This is a genomic window from Streptomyces sp. NPDC048248, from assembly GCF_043201875.1.
Classification (GTDB): Bacteria; Actinomycetota; Actinomycetes; order Streptomycetales; family Streptomycetaceae; genus Streptomyces.
The window spans coordinates 46,955-64,440 of the sequence record NZ_JBICZL010000005.1; the positions used below are offsets into that span (position 1 = coordinate 46,955).

The 17,486-nt window shown below is 73.2% G+C and carries 14 protein-coding genes; 7 read left to right on the plus strand and 7 right to left on the minus strand.

Annotated features, from left to right (window positions below; translation table 11 throughout):
- Positions 1 to 1,308: 1,308 nt before the first annotated feature.
- Positions 1,309 to 2,580, plus strand: a complete 1,272-nt coding sequence (locus ACGFZW_RS11610) for an amidohydrolase family protein (RefSeq protein ID WP_393893261.1) — start codon at positions 1,309 to 1,311, stop codon at positions 2,578 to 2,580.
- 68 nt (positions 2,581 to 2,648) lie between these two features.
- Here the strand turns inward: ACGFZW_RS11610 and ACGFZW_RS11615 are convergent, their stop codons facing one another.
- Positions 2,649 to 4,286, minus strand: coding sequence for an MFS transporter (locus ACGFZW_RS11615; protein WP_393892890.1), 1,638 nt, complete (start codon positions 4,284 to 4,286; stop codon positions 2,649 to 2,651).
- A complete protein-coding gene (locus ACGFZW_RS11620) occupies positions 4,286 to 5,068 on the minus strand; it encodes a GntR family transcriptional regulator (RefSeq protein ID WP_393892891.1) in 783 nt (260 codons plus the stop codon). The genes ACGFZW_RS11615 and ACGFZW_RS11620 overlap by 1 nt, the downstream gene beginning before the upstream one ends.
- A gap of 351 nt (positions 5,069 to 5,419) precedes the next feature.
- Here ACGFZW_RS11620 and ACGFZW_RS11625 point away from each other — a divergent pair, with 351 nt between their 5' ends.
- The 3 genes from ACGFZW_RS11625 (at position 5,420) to rocD (ending at position 8,296) form a co-directional block, all read left to right on the plus strand.
- On the plus strand, positions 5,420 to 5,926 hold the full coding sequence (locus ACGFZW_RS11625) for an Lrp/AsnC family transcriptional regulator (protein WP_393892892.1): 507 nt from the start codon (positions 5,420 to 5,422) through the stop codon (positions 5,924 to 5,926).
- A gap of 229 nt (positions 5,927 to 6,155) precedes the next feature.
- A complete protein-coding gene (gene ddaH, locus ACGFZW_RS11630) occupies positions 6,156 to 7,028 on the plus strand; it encodes a dimethylargininase (RefSeq protein WP_393892893.1) in 873 nt (290 codons plus the stop codon).
- The gene (gene rocD, locus ACGFZW_RS11635; protein WP_393892894.1) at positions 7,028 to 8,296 is read left to right on the plus strand and encodes an ornithine--oxo-acid transaminase; all 1,269 of its coding nucleotides are present in this window, start codon (positions 7,028 to 7,030) and stop codon (positions 8,294 to 8,296) included. Before ddaH ends, rocD begins: the two co-directional genes overlap by 1 nt.
- Positions 8,297 to 8,438: 142 nt before the next feature.
- Here rocD and ACGFZW_RS11640 read toward each other — a convergent pair whose 3' ends face one another.
- The 3 genes from ACGFZW_RS11640 to ACGFZW_RS11650 all read right to left on the minus strand — a co-directional run bounded on the left by ACGFZW_RS11640 (position 8,439) and on the right by ACGFZW_RS11650 (position 11,792).
- Complete coding sequence (locus ACGFZW_RS11640) at positions 8,439 to 9,971, minus strand: SulP family inorganic anion transporter (RefSeq protein WP_393892895.1); 1,533 nt, start codon at positions 9,969 to 9,971, stop codon at positions 8,439 to 8,441.
- A gap of 72 nt (positions 9,972 to 10,043) precedes the next feature.
- Positions 10,044 to 10,652 carry a carbonic anhydrase gene (locus tag ACGFZW_RS11645; RefSeq protein WP_393892896.1) on the minus strand — a complete coding sequence of 203 codons (609 nt, stop codon included), beginning with the start codon at positions 10,650 to 10,652 and terminating at the stop codon, positions 10,044 to 10,046.
- Positions 10,653 to 10,913: 261 nt separating this feature from the next.
- A complete protein-coding gene (locus ACGFZW_RS11650) occupies positions 10,914 to 11,792 on the minus strand; it encodes a helix-turn-helix domain-containing protein (RefSeq protein ID WP_393892897.1) in 879 nt (292 codons plus the stop codon).
- Between the two features lie 126 nt (positions 11,793 to 11,918).
- On the opposite strand from ACGFZW_RS11650, the gene ACGFZW_RS11655 reads away from it, so the two are divergent.
- From ACGFZW_RS11655 to ACGFZW_RS11665, 3 genes are all read left to right on the plus strand, one after another.
- Positions 11,919 to 12,974 (plus strand): NAD(P)-dependent alcohol dehydrogenase, encoded by a 1,056-nt coding sequence (locus tag ACGFZW_RS11655; protein WP_393892898.1) that lies wholly within the window; start codon positions 11,919 to 11,921, stop codon positions 12,972 to 12,974.
- Between the two features lie 200 nt (positions 12,975 to 13,174).
- Complete coding sequence (gene rpmF / locus ACGFZW_RS11660) at positions 13,175 to 13,345, plus strand: 50S ribosomal protein L32 (protein WP_393892899.1); 171 nt, start codon at positions 13,175 to 13,177, stop codon at positions 13,343 to 13,345.
- A gap of 6 nt (positions 13,346 to 13,351) precedes the next feature.
- On the plus strand, positions 13,352 to 14,581 hold the full coding sequence (locus ACGFZW_RS11665; RefSeq protein ID WP_393892900.1) for a GTP-binding protein: 1,230 nt from the start codon (positions 13,352 to 13,354) through the stop codon (positions 14,579 to 14,581).
- Here ACGFZW_RS11665 and ACGFZW_RS11670 read toward each other — a convergent pair.
- Both ACGFZW_RS11670 and ACGFZW_RS11675 read right to left on the minus strand, forming a co-directional pair.
- Positions 14,578 to 15,504, minus strand: a complete 927-nt coding sequence (locus tag ACGFZW_RS11670) for an alpha/beta fold hydrolase (RefSeq protein ID WP_393892901.1) — start codon at positions 15,502 to 15,504, stop codon at positions 14,578 to 14,580. The two genes, ACGFZW_RS11665 and ACGFZW_RS11670, sit on opposite strands and share 4 nt — an antisense overlap.
- A 178-nt stretch (positions 15,505 to 15,682) precedes the next feature.
- Positions 15,683 to 17,302, minus strand: coding sequence for an apolipoprotein N-acyltransferase (locus tag ACGFZW_RS11675; protein WP_393892902.1), 1,620 nt, complete (start codon positions 17,300 to 17,302; stop codon positions 15,683 to 15,685).
- Positions 17,303 to 17,486 lie beyond the last annotated feature (184 nt).

The window sequence follows — 17,486 nt, forward strand, 5'->3', positions numbered from 1 at the left end:
CAGCCAAAGCAGGGGCCTGCGCCCAAGATCAGGTGATCAGTGGTGTGCCACCGCCGGAATCCAGCAGGTCCACGCCATAGACGTCTAGCCCGAAGGCCCCTCCGCCGCTCCCCATCCGGCGGGGAGGCCACCGCTCGGCAGCGTCAGTGTCGGCCCGCGTACGTTCGGCGCCAGCTCCGAGCGGCGCAGCCCGGCGAAGAGGTGGCCGTCGATCGCCCACAGCTTGTGGTCCAGCCGCTGGTGGCGGTGAACTCTGCACCACCACCGGCTCGTGAGGCCAGACCTCGGCCAGGTTCCGCAGCTCTGCGGCGCTGTCGACCCGCACCACGAGGTCGTGGCGCCTGCCGTGCCGGCTCTCGACGACCAGCGGGCCCGCCGGCCTCCCGGACAGGGGCCGCCGTGATCAGATAAAGCTGCCGTCTGCACCTTGTTCGGCGACAAGCGGAGGAGGGGGCGGTGTGGGTGCTTCCGCGGGGGTGCGGCCGGAGTGAGCCTTCGTCGTCCGACTTGCGAGCTTCCCATGGCGCGATGTCGTCCCCACCAGGCACGCGGCGCCATGTTTCCGCGAGGTTACGCCACCTCGGGCGGCGCCCGAACACGCCGTGACCTGGGCATTTCCGGCCACCGGAAGGAGCTGCGCCACCCCCTCGCCCACCAGGCGAATCCCGCATGTCGGAAGCCTTGTTCCGTTTCTGGCCGTGGTTCTAGTGTCGGGCCACCCGGCGCGGCTGACCTCGTACACGGGTGCTTCTGGCGTCACCGCGTGCGCAGCGCACCCCGCTGCTGCTCGCGCCACGGCGCCGCAGACGAACGTGCTCAGTGGGATGGACGCAAGTACGGAAGCAGGCGAGCGGGTTGGCGAACGAACGGCACGACCAAGAGATGCCGCACCACGAGCGGCGGGACCGGGCGCAGGCGCCGGGCGAGGGCGCGGACCAGGAGCCGTTGACGGACTCGGGGCAGGCGACGGGGCCGGGGACGGAGCATGAACCGGTCCAGGATTCGGGCCCTTCGGGTCAGGAATCGGGTCATGCATCGGCGCAGGGAGGGGACGGGGCTGCGGAGGAGGGAGCCGGGGGCGAGCCGTCGGGCGAGAGCCGCGGCGGCGTCGGGCGGCGCGGATTTCTCGTCGGGGTGGGGCTGACCGGCGCGGGTGGACTGCTCGGCGCCTCCGTGACCGGCGGTACCGGCGGGGCCTCGGCCACCGCGGCCACCCCGGCAGCGGCGGCCGGGCCGGGCGGCGGCAAGGCCGCGCACGCCCCGCGGCCGGAGGAGTTCGGCGGCACGAAGCAGCTGCTCGTGCCGGAGATGCTGATGCTGCCCGACGGGCCGGTCCGGGACCACGCGGTACTCGTGGAGAACGGGAAGTTCCGGGAGATCGGCCCGGCCCGCAAACTCCTCGCCCGGCACTCCGCGCTCCGCCCGGTGCGCCTCGACGGCCATCTGCTCATGCCGGGCTTCGTCGACGCCCACCACCATCTGACCCAGAGCTTCGGCAAGGCGCAGTCGTTCGGGCAGCCTTCGGAGATCTTCAAGACGGTCTGGGAGCCGCTGGAGCATGCGCTGGACGAGGAGAGTGCCTATCTCTCGGCGAAACTGGCCGCGCTGGAAGCGCTGCGCGGCGGCTTCACCACCGTCGCCGACGCCGGGACCCGCGCTCCGGTGGACGTCGGCGCGGTGGCCAAGGGCACGGAGGAAGCCGGCATCCGGTGCGTCCTGTCCAAGATCGTCTCTGATGGGACGGGCGGACCCGCGCACCTCGGGCGCTGGGACGCACATCCGCTGATCCACCCCTCCCTGGCCATCGCCGTGCCCGAGAACGCGACCGCCGAGGTGATCAGGAAGACGGCGAAGCTGTGCGCCGAGGCCGGAGCGGTCTTCCAGGTCCACGTCAACGAGCATCTCGCCTCCGTGGAACGTTCCTTGAAGAGCGTCGGCCGTCGCCCCGTCGAGTATCTGCACCACATCGGCGCGCTGGGCCCGCACACCCTGGGCGCGCACGCCACCCTGCTCACTCCCGGCGAGATGCGCCTGCTGGCCAAGTCCGGCGCGGCGATCAGCTACAACCCCGTGGCCAGCGCCTGGAAGGGCAACGGCGTCGCCCACGCCACCATGCTGGCCGCGATGGGCGTGCGCTTCGGCACCGGCACCGACGGCACCCGGGGCGACGGCTTCCGGATGATCGACGCCGCCGAGACGGCCCAGCGGCTGGCGTACGGCATGAGCGCGGGCGACTCCTCCTGCGGGGCGGGAAAGCTGTGGCTGGAGCACGCGACGTCGGGCAGCGCGGACGCCCTCGGTCTGGGCAGGGTGACCGGGCAGATCGCCGTGGGCAAGGCGGCCGACTTCCTCGTGGTGGACATCGCCGTCCCCGAGCTCACCCCCTCCTGGGACCTGCGCTGGGAACTCGTCCGCCTGGCGAACCGGGACCAGATCACCGCTGTCGTCGTCAACGGCCGGCTGCGCCTGTGGCAGGGCTGGCCGACGGACTGGGACGGGCCCGCGCTGGTGCGGCGGGTGGCGGAGGTCGCCCCCGAGGTCGTGCGCCGGGCCAAGCTGCAACGCGTCGAGCCCGTGTAGCGACCGGAGTGTGCCCGCCCCGGGGCGGCCTGCCCAGCCGGGAGGCCGCCCCGGGGCAGTGGCGTGCGTTACTCGCGTGGCAGCCACTGGGCGAGGAGGAGCGCCGTGAGCACGACGGCGGCGGCGAGGGTGAGGGTCGCGGTGTGCAGGCCGGCGGTGAAGGCGTCGACGACCGCGGCCCGCAGTCGCGGGTCGGACGTGCGGGCCTGCGCCGCCGCGACCGTCGTCGGGTGTCCTGGGCCTTGGAGCGCCGCGGGCAGACGGGCCGTGAAAACGGCCGTGGTGAGCGTCCCGGTGATCGCGATGCCCACGGCGCTGCCCAACTCCCTTGCCAGGCTCTGCAGTCCGGATCCGGTGCCCGCCCGGTCGGCAGGCAGGGCGGCCATCATGGCGTGCGACAGCAGCGGGGTGGCCGTGCCGCAGCCGAGCGCGGTGAGGCCGGCGCCGAGGGCGTACAGCGCGTACGGGGTGCGGGCGTCGGCGGCGGAGACCGTGCACAGTCCGCAGGCCAGCAGGAGCATCCCCACGACGACCGTGCCGCGCCGTCCGCACACCCGCTCCAGCAGCAGGCCGCAGCGCGGTCCGGCCAGGAGCGCCGCGGCCATCGGCAGCAGCCGCAGGCCCGCGCCGAACGGCCCGAACCCCTTGGCGTACTGCAGGTACTGCCCGTTGAGGTAGAAGAGCCCGAACATGCCGGTGAACAGGACGGCCATGCCCACCGCACCCGCCCGGACGGCGGGGCGGGCCAGCAGCCGGGGGTCCAGGAGCGGGTGCGTGGCGCGCAGTTCGTGCCGCGTCCATGCCGTCAGCAGCAGCACCGCGACGGTCAGGGCGCCCAGGACGGCCGGGCTCGCCCAGCCCGCCTGCGGGCCGGAGACGATGCCGTAGAGCAGGGCCAGGAAACCGCCGGTCAGCAGGACGCCGCCGAGCGGCGCCGCCGGGCGCGGGTGCCGCTCGGTGGCCGGGGCGGCGGCAGCGACCAGCAGCAGGGCGACGAACGCGAGCGGGATCAGGGCGAGGAACAGCGTCCGCCAGGTGCCGTACGCGATGGCCGCCCCGCCGCCCACGTTTCCCAGGACGGCGGCGAGCCCCGTCATGGACGCCCAGATGGCGATGGCTCTGCGTCGCGGCCGGTCCGCGAGACCGTCCACCATCAGCGCGAGCGTGGTGGGCAGCACGGCGGCCGCGCCGGCCCCGCTGATCATGCGCCCCGCGATCAGCACCGCGACATGCGGGGCGAGGGCGCAGACCACGCTGCCGAGCGCGAAAACGCCCATGCCGCACATCAGCGTGCCCTTGCGCCCTCTGCGGTCGGCGAGCGCTCCGGCGGGCACCAGCAGGCAGGCGAAGACGACGACGTAGCCGTCCACGACCCACACCACGGCCTCCGCGGAGGCGTGCAGGCTGCCGCCCGAGAGGTCCGGGATGGCCAGATTGACGGCGGAGACCATGCCGACGACCAAGGTGACGCACAGACACAGGGCGAGGGTGCGTGCCGGGCGCGGCGGGGTCCCGGGACGCCCGGCCGTACCCGTGGCCCCGTCGTCGCCGGTGGGCGGCGCGGGCCCCGTGGCCGGTCCTTGCTCGGCGCGCGTCGTGGATCCGGGCTCGGTGCAACCCAACGAGACCTCCAGGGCAGGGGTCGCCGCGGCACCGGCCGGCTCCGCGGGGCGGAGGCGGCGGGCCGTGCGGCCGGGTAACGGCATCACAGGAGCGGGCTGTCGGTGCTCCCGGCCCGGTCGAGCGTGGCGTGCAGGGTCAGCCGGTCGCCCCGCAGATGGATGAACTCCAGGTCGGCGGGGCGGCCGTCGGCGAGCCGGGTGAGGCGTTCGACGGCGAGCAACGCGCCGCCCTCCGGCATCGCGAGCACCTCGCAGGTCGCCGGGTCGGCGACCACCGCCCGCACCGACACCTCGGCCCTGCCGAGCGGCGCTCCCGCGGCCGTCTCGATCAGGTCGAAGACATCGTGGTTCTCCAGCGTGTCCGGGGCGAGGGCCAGCAGCGTCTCCCCCACCTCGGGGATGAGGTAGGTGCAGTCCAGGGAGAGCGGCGCGCCGTCCACCTTCCGCAGCCGTTCCAGATACACCGCCGGGCTCCCCTCGGGCAGTCCCAGGCGGCGGGCGACGGAGCGCGGCGGCCGGACGGTGCGGGCCTCGCGCACCTCGTTGACGACCGTCCCGTGCCGCTGGAGCACCTCGGCCAAGCCGGACAGCTCGCCCAGCGGATGCTGGTAGGTCCGCCCGACCACGACCGTTCCCACGCCCCGGCGGCGCACCACCAGCCCCTCGTCGCGCAGGAGCCCCAGCGCCTCCCGGACGGTGTTGCGGGAGGTGTCGAACTCGGCCACCAGGTCCCGCTCGTCGGGCAGTACGCCCGAGGGGAAGGCACCCCGCAGCACCTGGCCGCGCAGGACATGGGCCACCCGCCGGGCCCGGTCGGCCCGCGTCAGCCCGTCCCCGGGCGTGCCGCCCGGCATCGGATCCTCCATGGCCCCTCCTCGCTCCTACGGCTCGCGGAGCCGACGGCCCCAACGGACCGTCGACCGCAGACGCTAGGCGAGCCGTGTTGCCGCGAGGTTACGCCACCCCATGTGACCTGCATCGATTGCTGACCTGGTGGTTCGCGTCGGGCACGGGTGGTTGCGCCGCCCACCCGTCGCCCGCCCGGCGGTAGCGGCCGCCCTCGGCGCGGCGGCCCGGGGAGCCACGGCCCCCCTCCCCCGCCCGCGTTGCGGCCCGCGGACGTCCGGCCGGATATCGCTACCGTGGGGCGACTCCGGACCGATGGCGCTCGGCGCGAAGAGCCCACGCTCGCGGAGCGGGAACAGGAGGGTCGCCAGATGACCAACAAGGCCGCGCCGTTCGACGCGCTGGACCGCAAGATCGTTGCGGCACTGATCGAGAACGGGCGGACGAGTTTCGCGGAGATCGGCGCGGCCATCGGCCTGTCGGCCACCGCCGTCAAACGCCGGGTCGACCGGATGCGCGAGAACAACGTCATCACGGGGTTCACCGCAACCGTCCGGCCCGCCGCGCTCGGCTGGCTCACCGAGGCGTACGTCGAGGTGTACTGCGACAGCGCCGCCCCGCCCCGCCGCCTCGCCGAGGTCGTGCGCAACCATCCGGAGATCGCGGCCGCCATGACCGTGACCGGCGGCGCCGACGCGCTGCTGCACGTCCGGGCGACCGATGTGGAGCACTTCGAAGAGGTGCTCGAGCGCATCAGGGCCGAGCCGTTCATCCGCAAGACCATCAGCTACATGGTCCTGTCCCACCTGCTGCCGGAGAGCCCGGAGGCGGGTGCGGGCCAGCCCTCCGCTTCGATCGGCGCAGCGAACTCGCTCTGAGGGGCATATCTGCGCAGGATTCCTGCGCCTGCGCGCAGCGTTTGTCGCTTGTCCGGCGGCTTGCTCGATCTTTACCGTGGAACACGTGCCGGATACCTCCGGTCACCACCGGTCACCACCGCTGACCCCGGTGCGCTCGACCGGTGCCGGTGCGCCCGCCCCGGTATCCGGCCGAACCCGGCACCCTCCGCGCGCACCGCCCCACCGCCGGAACCGAAGGGATCCTTCCTTGCCGACGAGCCTTTCGACGACGCCCCGCGTGGCGCGCCCCGGGCGCTATCTGCTCTGCGAGCCCCGGCACTTCGCCGTGCACTACGCCATCAACCCGTGGATGCGGGCGGACGCACAGGTCGACACCGCGCTGGCGGGGCGCCAGTGGGAGACCCTGGTCCGCGCCTACCGCGAGCACGGCCACACGGTGGAGACGGTGCCACCGGTCGCCGGCCTGCCCGACATGGTCTTCGCCGCGAACTCGGCCCTGGTCCTGGCCGGCCGGGTCTTCGGCTCCCGGTTCCACGCCCCCGAGCGGCGGCCGGAGTCCACGGAGTACGAGACGTGGTTCAAGGCGGCGGGGTACGACGTCTACCGTCCCGAGGAGCTGTGCGAGGGCGAGGGCGACCTCGCGCCGGCCGGGCCCTTCCTCCTGGCGGGGACGGGCTTTCGCACCACCCGGGCGGCCCATGCCGAGGTGCAGGAGTTCTTCGGCGTACCGACGATCGGCCTCCAGCTGGTGGACCCGTACTTCTACCACCTGGACACCGCGCTGTTCGTCCTCGACGACCCGGGCGCGGGCGGAGCCGGCGGCGAGGACGGCGCTCCGCGTCCGGCGGCGAACATCGCCTACTACCCGCAAGCGTTCTCCTCCGGCAGCCGCGAGGTGCTGCGCCGGCTGTTCCCGGACGCGGTGATCGCCACCCGCGAGGACGCGATGGCCTTCGGCCTCAACTCCGTCTCCGACGGCCGCCATGTCTTCATCGCCCCGGCCGCGGTCGGCCTCATCGACCAGCTCACCCACCGCGGCTACGTCCCCGTCCCCGTCGACCTGTCGGAGTTCCACAAGGCCGGCGGCGGCATCAAGTGCTGCACCCAGGAGATCCGCTGATGACCGCTCCCACCGAGACCGTCACCTCCGCCACCGCCGGGGCCGGTGCATCCCGGGCGCCGCGCACGCCGCGCTCGTCGGCGGAGGTGATCAGCGCGGAGGCACCGGTCCTCGCGCACAACTACCACCCGCTGCCGGTGGTCGTCGCCCGTGCGGAAGGCGTCTGGGTCGAGGACGTCGAGGGCCGCCGCTACCTCGACATGCTGGCCGGCTACTCCGCCCTCAACTTCGGCCACCGCCACCCCGCGCTGATCGAGGCCGCGCACCGCCAGCTCGACCAGCTCACCCTCACCTCGCGCGCCTTCCACCACGACCGCCTCGCCGGCTTCGCCGAGGACCTCGCCGAACTCACCGGCCTGGACATGGTGCTGCCGATGAACACCGGCGCCGAAGCGGTGGAGAGCGGCATCAAGGTCGCCCGCAAGTGGGCGTACGACGTCAAGGGCGTGCCCGCCGACCGGGCCACGATCGTGGTGGCCGCCGACAACTTCCACGGCCGCACCACCACCATCGTCGGCTTCTCGAACGACGAGACCGCCCGCGCCGGCTTCGGCCCCTTCGCGCCGGGCTTTCGCGTGGTGCCCTACAACGACCTCGCCGCGCTGGAGGCGGCCGTGGACGAGACCACGGCCGCGGTGCTGATCGAGCCCATTCAGGGCGAGGCCGGGGTGGTCATCCCCGACGACGGCTACCTCAGCGGCGTACGCGAGGTGACGCGGCGCGCCGGGTGCCTGTTCATCGCGGACGAGATCCAGTCCGGCCTCGGGCGGACCGGCCGCACACTGGCCGTCGACCACGAGTCGGTCGTCCCGGACGTCCTGCTGCTCGGCAAGGCGCTCGGCGGCGGCATCGTCCCCGTCTCCGCGGTCGTCGCCCGCCGCGAGGTGCTCGGCGTCCTCGGCCCCGGCCAGCACGGTTCCACCTTCGGCGGCAACCCGCTGGCTGCGGCGGTCGGTTCCGCGGTCATCGAGCTGCTGGCCACCGGTGAGTTCCAGCGCCGGACGGCCGAGCTCGGCGAGGTGCTCCGCACCGGGCTGACCGCCCTGACCGGCAAGGGCGTCACGGGCTTTCGCGCACGCGGCCTGTGGGCCGGCGTCGACATCGACCCCGCCCTCGGCACCGGCCGCGAGATCAGCGAACGGCTGCTCCGCGAAGGGATCCTGGCCAAGGACACCCACGGGTCCACGATCCGCCTGGCCCCGCCGCTGACCATCACCCGCGAGGAACTGGAGTCGGCACTGGGCGGGCTGGAGCGGGCCCTGAAGTAACCGTCGCGCCCGTGCGGCGGCCGGGGAAGGCCGCCGCACATGGCCGGGGACGCCCGCGCGCTCCCGAGCGCGACTGTGCTCCGGAGCGCGGTACCGAGGTACCGCGCTCCGGAGCACAGGAACGCTCAAGGGCGGGCTTCCGCTACCCGGCGGCGCGCCCCGCCCCCGCCGTGGCCACCGGGGTCGCAGTCACCGGCTCCGCGCCGTTGTGCTGTGCGGCCCAGCCGTCCAGGGCGGTACGGCAGGCGTGGTCCAGGTGCCGCAGCTCCGTCAGGTCCAGTTCGACGGGCTTGTCCCGGGGCAGCTTCTCCAGCGCGTCCAGGATCTTGGGCAGCCGCAGGAACGTCGCGTTGCCGGTGAGCGCGACGATGATCCGTCCGCCCGTCAACTCCCTTACGTCCACCTGCACATGGGAGGTCTCCCAGGCGGTCTTGACGACGGCGAGCAGCAGCCCGAGGAGCACACCCTCGAACATGTTGGCCACGACGATGGCGCCCGCGGTGATCACGAGGATCACCGCCTCACCGCGATGCTCCCGCCACATCGACACCAGCTGTCGGCCCGGCACCAGCTTCACCCCGGCGTGCACCAGCACGGCCGCGAGCGCGGCGAGCGGGACGACGCCGAGCGCGGCAGGCAGCAGCGCCGCGAAGAGCAGCAGCCAGACGCCGTGCAGGATGCGCGAGAGCTTGGTACGGGCACCGGCCTGGACGTTGGTGGCACTGCGCACGATCACCGCGGTCATCGGCAGCGCGCCCAGCACACCGCAGAGGGCGTTGCCCGCACCCTGCGCCATCAGCTCCTTGTCGTAGTCGGTCCGCGCCCCGTCGGTCATCCGGTCCACCGCCGCGGCGCTGAAGAGGCTCTCGGCGGAGGCGATGAGGGTGAAGGCGAGCACCGTGCCGAGGATGGACAGCCCGGCGAGACCGCCGAGTTCGCCGAGCCCCGGCGGCTGGACGGACTCCAGCAGGCCGTGCACCTCCACCTTCTTGATCGGCAGGCCGAACACGGCCGTCACGGCGGTGGCGACGGCGATGGCGGCCAGCGGGCCAGGCACCTTGCGGACCTTCTCGGGCATCCACTTCCACAGCAGGAGCAGGCCGAGGGTGCCGGCCCCGACGGCGAACGCGGTGGCCGCCTGCGGGCTGCTGACCAGCTCGGCGGCGAGCCCGGGGAGCCCGGCGATCTTCGCCGGTCCGCTGCCGGGCTGGGCGACGTCGGCCATGGCGTAGACCTGGCCGAAGACGAGGATCAGGCCGATACCGGCCAGCATCCCCTGCACCACGGCGACGGATATCGCCCGGAACCACCGGCCGAAGCGCAGCGCGCCGAGGACGATCTGCAGCACACCGGCGGCGAGCACGATCGCGCCGAGCGCCGCGAGCCCGTACTGCTGCACGGCTTCGTGGACAAGGACGGTCAGGCCGGCCGCGGGCCCGCTGACCTGGAACGAGCTGCCCGGCAGGGCGCCGACGACGAGACCGCCGACGATGCCGGTGATCAGCCCGAGTTCGGCGGGTACGCCGGACGCGACGGCGACTCCCACACACAGCGGGACGGCGACGAGGAAGACGACGAGCGAGGCGAGGACATCACGCCGCAGCGTGTCGGGGCTGGGGGCGGAGAACTTCGGCAGGGAGAACTTCGGTACGGGGGTCTTACCTGAGGCGATCATGGAAACTCCGGTTCCTCCGGAACGGTGAGGGGACGGGGCGGGGCGGCGCGCCGCATGCGGGCGCGGCCGCCGCTACAGCGGCTGAAAAGCCCCCGTCTCCGGCCGATGGCTGCGCACGGCTCCCGTGTGCACCTCGTAGAACCAGACGTCCAGCGTCAGCCGCCCGGCGTCCATCGCCTCCCGCACGCACGGATAGGCCCGCAGCCGTTCGCCCTGCTCAACGGCGTGCCGCTGGACGGCCTCGGCGAGATCGGGCCCGGCACCCGCCCACGCGGCACCCGCCTCACGCAGCTGCTCCGGAGCGGCGCTGTCGAGCCAGCCCCGGACCGCCGGCACGCCGCTGAGGTCGTCCCCGCGCACCACGGCGCCGACCGCACCGCAGTGGGAATGGCCGCAGACGATGATGTGCCGCACGCCCAGGACACGCACCGCGTACTCGATGGTCGCCGTCTCACCCGCGGGGCGCTGTTCGCTGTACTCGGGGACGATGTTGCCCGCGGTGCGCAGCTCGAAGAGGTCGCCGGGGCCCGCCCCGGTGATCAGTGCGGGCACGACACGGCTGTCGGAGCACGTGATGAACAGGGCCTGCGGTGACTGTCCCGCCTCGAACCTCTCGAAGTCCTCGCGACGCTCGGCGCAGCGGCGCTCGAAGGTACGGGCATGGGCGGTGAGTTGCTGCATGGTGGTGGCCTGCCTCCTACTCGCCCTGACGGGCGCGTGGTGTGGTCGGGTCAAGGGGGTGGCACGGCCGCCACGTCGACACTGACAAGGCGATGCCACACCCGGCGCGGGGTACTCCCGCGGCCGTCAGGCGCTCGGCGAGCACCTGAGGTCACCATGACGCAATGATCCTTAAGCGAAGCTGAAGACGGCTTCCGCCACCGCCCGCCCCTCCCCCTCCTGGCCGCCGCCGGCACGGTGGCGTGACCCCGCTTCTTCCCGTCAGCCCCGGGCCGCGGCCCCGGCCGGCGCCGCCTCCGCAAGCCGCCGTAGCGCCACGGCCGACGGCGACGCCGGTTGCGCATGGTAGGTGAACAGCTGCTGACCGGGGTCGGCGGGCAGCGCCAGGACTTCGTACGCCAGCGTCAGCCGTCCGACCAGTGGATGGTTGAGCACCTTGACGCCGAAACCCTTGTCCCGGACCTCGTGCGCGGCCCACAGCCGACGGAACTCACCGCTCCTGAGCGACAGTTCGGCGATCAGCGAGGCCAGCTCGGGGTCCTCGGGACAGCGCCCCGCGTCCCGCCGCAGATAGCCGACGACGTCAGCGGCCTTGGCCGCCCAGTCGTCGTACAGATCGCGCGCGGCGGGATCGAGGAAAACCTGCCGGGCCAGGTTGGGCCGGTCCCGCGGCAGCGCGGAGAAGTCGCCGAGGAGGGCGAGGGAGAGCCGGTTCCAGCCCAGGACGTCCAGCCGCGGGCCGACGACGCAGGCCGGGACGCCCTCCATCGCGTCGATGAGCTGCTGCACGGCGGCCCGCACCCGCATCGGAGCCGCGCCGCAGCCGCCCCCGGACCGGCCGGGCGGCCGTACCCGCCGCGAGACCGGGCGGGCCAGGTGGGTGAGGTGGTCGCGCTCGGCGCCGGTCAGCCGCAGCGCGGTAGCGACGGCGTCCAGGACGGCGGCCGAGACGTTTCGGCCGCGGCCCTGTTCCAGGCGGATGTAATACGCGACACTCACCCCGGCGAGCTGCGCCAGCTCCTCGCGCCGCAGTCCCGGCACCCGGCGCCGCCCGCCGTGCTCCGGCAGCCCGACGTCCGCGGGCCGCAACCGGGCCCGCCGGGAGCGCAGGAACTCGCTCAATTCGGTGCTCCGGTCCATGACGGCAGTATGCGTCCGGCACCGCGGAACGGGCCTCGCCAGGGTGGTCCTGGCAGTGGTAGGAACGCCGTGCATAGGTACAACGGGGCCTTGGCCGGGCCTCTGACCTGCCGCATTCTCGATGGCATGACCCACACCTCTGTCGCCGCGTACGCCGCACCCGCCCCGAAGGCACCGCTGGAGCGGACCACGATTCCGCGCCGCGAACTGGGTGCCCACGACATCCTGATCGACATCAAGTACGCCGGTATCTGCCATTCCGACATCCACACCGCGCGGGCCGAGTGGGGAGACGGCGGCACCTTCCCGCTCGTCCCCGGGCACGAGATCGCCGGCGTGGTCGCCGAGGTCGGCCCCGAGGTCACCCGCTACCGCACCGGTGACCGGGTCGGCGTCGGCTGCTTCGTCGACTCCTGCCGCGAGTGCGAGAACTGCCTGGCCGGCCTGGAGCAGTACTGCACCGGCGAACTCGGCAACGTCGGCACGTACGGCGCCACCGGCCGCGACGGCGAGCCCACCCACGGCGGCTACTCCACCCACCTCGTCGTCGACGAGAACTACGCCCTGCGGATCCCCGAGAGCATCCCGCTGGACGCCGCCGCCCCGCTGCTCTGCGCCGGCATCACCCTGTACTCCCCGCTCGCCCACTGGAAGGCGGGCCCCGGCAAGAAGGTCGCCGTCGTCGGCCTGGGCGGCCTCGGCCACATGGGCGTGAAGATCGCGCACGCGATGGGCGCGGAGGTCACCGTGCTGAGCCAGTCGCTGCGCAAGAAGGACGACGGCCTGCGCCTGGGCGCCGACCACTACCACGCCACCTCCGACCCGGCCACCTTCGAGGCGCTGGCCGGCTCCTTCGACCTGATCGTCAACACCGTCTCCGCCGACCTGGACATGAACGCCTACCTCGGGCTGCTCGCGACGGACGGCACGCTGGTGCAGCTCGGCGCCCCGCAGAAGCCGCTGCAGATCGCGCCGTTCGCACTGATCCCCCGGCGCAGGTCGTTCGCCGGCTCGATGATCGGCGGCATCCGCGAGACGCAGGAGATGCTCGACTTCTGCGGCGAGCACGGGCTGGCCGCGGACATCGAGGTGATCGACGCGACGCAGATCAACGAGGCGTACGAGCGGGTGCTCGCCAGCGACGTGCGCTACCGCTTCGTGATCGACACCTCGACGATCTGACGAACCGCGCGGGGTAGCGCCGCCCGGACACCTGATCCTCCGGCGTGCCCCCGCTCCACCGCACCCTCGGCACCACTGCGCCCGGGGCGGCCCTGCCGGCCGCCCCGGGCGTTCGCTCTCCCAAAGACCCACTTGGAAATGGGATCCATTTCCATATAGCCTCCTGGCGACCGCCCCATCCCGAAGGAGGCCGGACCACCATGGCCGTACCCAAGCGCAAGCTCTCCCGCAGCAACACCCGGCACCGTCGCTCCCAGTGGAAGGCCACCGCCCCCTCGCTGGTGCCCGTCACCGTCGACGGCTCGGTGTACCAGGTGCCCCGCCGCCTGGTGAAGGCCGTCCGGCTCGGCCTGATCGACCCCAAGGACTGACCGGCCATGGCGCACCCCCGGCTGCCCGTCACCGTGCTCTCCGGGTTCCTCGGCGCGGGCAAGACCACCCTGCTCAACCACATCCTGGGCAACCGGGACGGCCTGCGCGTGGCCGTCATCGTCAATGACATGAGCGAGGTCAACATCGACGCCGCGCTCGTCCGCGGCGGCGACGCGGCGCTCTCCCGCACCGAGGAGCGGCTGGTCGAGATGACCAACGGGTGCATCTGCTGCACCCTGCGCGACGACCTGCTGGAGGAGGTCGCACGGCTGGCCGGCGAAGGGCGCTTCGACTACCTGCTGATCGAGTCCAGCGGCATCTCCGAGCCGCTGCCGGTCGCCGCCACCTTCGCCTTTCCCCGCGACGACGGCGCCACCCTCGGCGACCTCGCCCGGCTCGACACCATGGTCACCGTCGTCGACGCCGCCGGCTTCCTCCCCGAACTGACCGGCGGCGACGGGCTGGCCGAGCGCGGCCTTGACCAGTACGAGGACGACACGCGCACGGTCAGCGACCTCCTCATGGACCAGATCGAGTTCGCCGACGTCATCGTGCTCAACAAGACCGACCTGGTCGACACCGAAGCCCTCCTGCGCCTGCGGGCCACCCTCACCCGCCTCAACCCGGCCGCACGCATCATCCCCGCCCGAAGGGGCCGGGTGGCGCCCGCCGAGGTGCTCGGCACCGGCCGGTTCGACCTGGAGAAGGCCCAGGAGGCGCCCGGCTGGGTCAGGGAACTCAACGGCGACCACGTGCCCGAGACCGAGGAATACGGCATCTCCAGCACCGTCTTCCGGGCCGGCCGCGCCTTCCACCCGGGCCGCCTGTGGCACTTCGTCACCGAGGAGCTGGACAGCGGCCGCTACGGCGCCATCCTGCGCTCCAAGGGCTTCTTCCGCCTCGCCACCCGCCCCGGGGTCACCGGGCTGTGGTCCCAGGCCGGCGCGGTCGCCCGCTTCGAGCCCTCGGGCACGGCGGACGCGGGCGGCGAGCCCGGTGCGGACACCACGGAGGAGTCCCGGTACGGCCAGGAACTGGTCTTCATCGGCACCCACCTGCGGCCGGAGCCCCTGCACGCCGCTCTGACCGAGTGCCTTCTCGCGGCCGGCGAGCCGGTTCCCGCAGCCGCCGACGACCCGTTCCCGGCGTGGGCGGTGCACGAGGTGGAAGAGGTCTGCGACCACGATGGGAGCGGCCTGCCACTCGAACGGCAAACGGCCGCCCTGATCGCCTAGTTGGGGCCTCCCACGGTGTCCTGGGAGGTGTGCCGGAGAATCGCGCCGGCGAGTTCCTCGTGCACCTCGGGGGGAAGGGTGTGCCCCATGCCCTCGACGGCGAGGAAGCCGGCCCCGGGAATCGCCTCGGCGATCAGCCGCCCGTGCCCCGGTTTGACCGGCTCCTCGGTCCCCTCGACGACCAGCGTCGGGGCCCGCACCCCGCCCAGGGCGCCTGCCGGCTCGAACTCGGGGTCGGCGGCCCAGGCGAGCCGGTGGTTGCCCAGCGCTGCCGGATCGGCCGCCCGGTCCCACAGCAGTTCCTCGAACCGGCGCTGGGCGTCCTCGTCGAAGGGCAGCACCGTCCCATGCAGCATCCGGGCCATCTCCACCTGGAAGTCGATCAGTCCGGCGCGGCCCTCGGGCGGCGGGCCCACCGCCGCCTTCGCGAACAGCTCGACGAAGGCGGGCGCGGGTCCGGGCAGGCTGCCCGCCGGCTGCGGCTCGCCGGTCAGCGCCCGCAGGAGCACCTGCCCCTCGCCCCCGCCCAGCGGTGACGACGCGATCGCGGTGAGCGTGGCCACCCGCTCGGGGTGCTCGACCGCGATCCACTGGGCAAGCAGACCGCCCGCCGAGTGGCCGACGACGTGCGCCCGCTCGATGCCGAGGGCGTCGAGCAGCCCCACCACGTCGTCCTTGACCGCGTGCCAGGTGTAGGGGTGCGCGGCGAAGTCCCAGGAGGTCGAGCGTCCGACGTCCCGGTGGTCGTACCGGATGACCCGGCGTCCGCCTGCCACCAGCAGGCCGATGAACTCCTCCGGCCAGAGCAGCCCTTGCGACATCGAGCCCATGACGAGCAGTACGGACGGATCCGCCGGATCGCCGAACTCCTCCGTCCACAACGCGATCTCGCCCACTGAAACCATGCGTTCCGCGCGCTGCATATCGCTCTTCCCCCTTGTGACGGTGCTGCGGTCCTGTGACGGCTGCGACCTCCGGGACTGTAACGACCCGCGCCGCCCGGCGCCCCCACCTGCACGGCCTGCGTACGGATACGGGGGACGGAGGCCCGCCGCGGGTCAAGCCGCGGGGTCAAGTCTCGGGGCCAACGCCCCCCTGACTTCAGGGCGTTGCGCTCTCCGGCACGCTCTCCGCGGAGCGCCGCTCCCGCCGCCACAGCAGCCCGAAGCCCACGACGACCACCGACCCGCCGGCACACAGCATCCCGAACACCGCACCGATCTCGCCGTAGAGGGTCTGCGTCCGCCGCTGCACCGGCACTTCGGCGACCAGCGTCTGACGGCCGGCGGTGAAGTAGTCCGCCGTGCCCAGGACGCGGCCCTGCGGATCCACCGCGGTGGCGACCCCGTTGACCGACTGGCGGACCATCGCATAGCCGTACTCCACGGACCGGAAGACCGCCCGCTGGGCGTGCAGCGACTCGAACCCCACCCAGTCGTTGGCCGGCACCAGCATCATGTCGGCGCCCTTGTCCGCCGCCTGCCGCATCAGATCCGGGTAGTCGGCGTCGTAGCAGATCACCGTGGCCAGCCGCCCGTGAGGCGAGTCCGCCACCGGAACGTCGCCGCTGCCCGGCTTCATCGTCTCCATGGGCGTCGGATGCGCCTTGTCGTACGTCCATGCCACCTTCCCCTCCGGTGTGACCAGGACGGCGACGTTCCGCACGTAGGGGGCGTGCCGCAGGTAGAGGCCGTAGGCCGCGTTGACATACACCCGGTGTTCGCGGGCGATCGCCGCCACCCGCCCGAGCAGCCGCCGCTGATCGCTCTCCAGCACCCCGGCCTGCGTCTCCGGCCACACCACGATCCGCGCGCCGGCCCGCGCCTCACGGTCGGTGGCCGCCACCAGATCGTCGGCCACCGGCGCCAGCGCCTTGCGCACCCGCTCCGGAGCGGCCCCGACGGCCGACCGCGGCCGCCATCCCTCAGGGTCGATCCGGTCCAGCGCCCGGCGCGTGTCCCGCTCCGCCGCCCGCCCCGCGCTGACCCCCGCGACCCTTACGGTGTCCGTCACGGGCGCGAAGAGCAGCAGGCGTACGCCACCGGCACCCAGTACAACCGCCAGCACCCCGGCCCACACCAGCACGCCACGCCGGACCCTCGGCCGGGACACCCCGCCCTGCCACAGCCAGTGCGCCATCGATGCGGTCCACGCCACAACGAAGCTCACGCCGTGCACACCGGTGACGGAGGCGAGTTGGACCAACGGCAGAAAGCCGTGCTGGGTGAACCCCAGCACGCCGAAGTCCCCGAAGTCGGCCAGCTCGGCGAACAGATACTCGCCGCCGACCAGCACCGTCGGGAAGACCAGCGTCGTCAGCACCGACCGGCTGCGCACCCCGATCAGCCGGTCGGCGACGAATGGCAGCGTCTGCAGCACCGCGAGCACCGCGAACAGACCCACCACGGTCGGCACGAACACCATGCCCGTGGAGACCAGCCACAGCAGCGTCGCCGACGCGGACGCCCAGCCGATGCGGAGCAGCCCGTGGCGGGCCGGGCGCAGCCGCCCGTAGCGCAGCAGGAAGACCGGGAAGAGCCAGGCGGCGAGCGCCACATGCCAGTTGCTGTGCAGGGCGAGGACCAGCAGCACGGTGCCGGCGACCCACAGCCATCGGCCCGGCGGGCGTCCCCGCGGCACCCCGGCGGCCGCCCCGCCGCCCTCCGGCGCCACCCCGCGGGCTCGCCTCTCGTCCTTCTTCCGTTCCCGCAGTCCGAGCACGGTGCACTCCCCTCCTGTGCCGGCTTCCGCATCGGGCGATGCGCATCGGAACGCTAGGGACACCGGGGCACCCGGCACCGCTGCCGTTCGACAGGACCGACCCCCGACTTTCGTCAGGTGCGCCGGGCGTACCCCGGGCGGCGCAAGCCGCAGGAGCCTCCTCCGCCACTCCATTTCGCGTTAG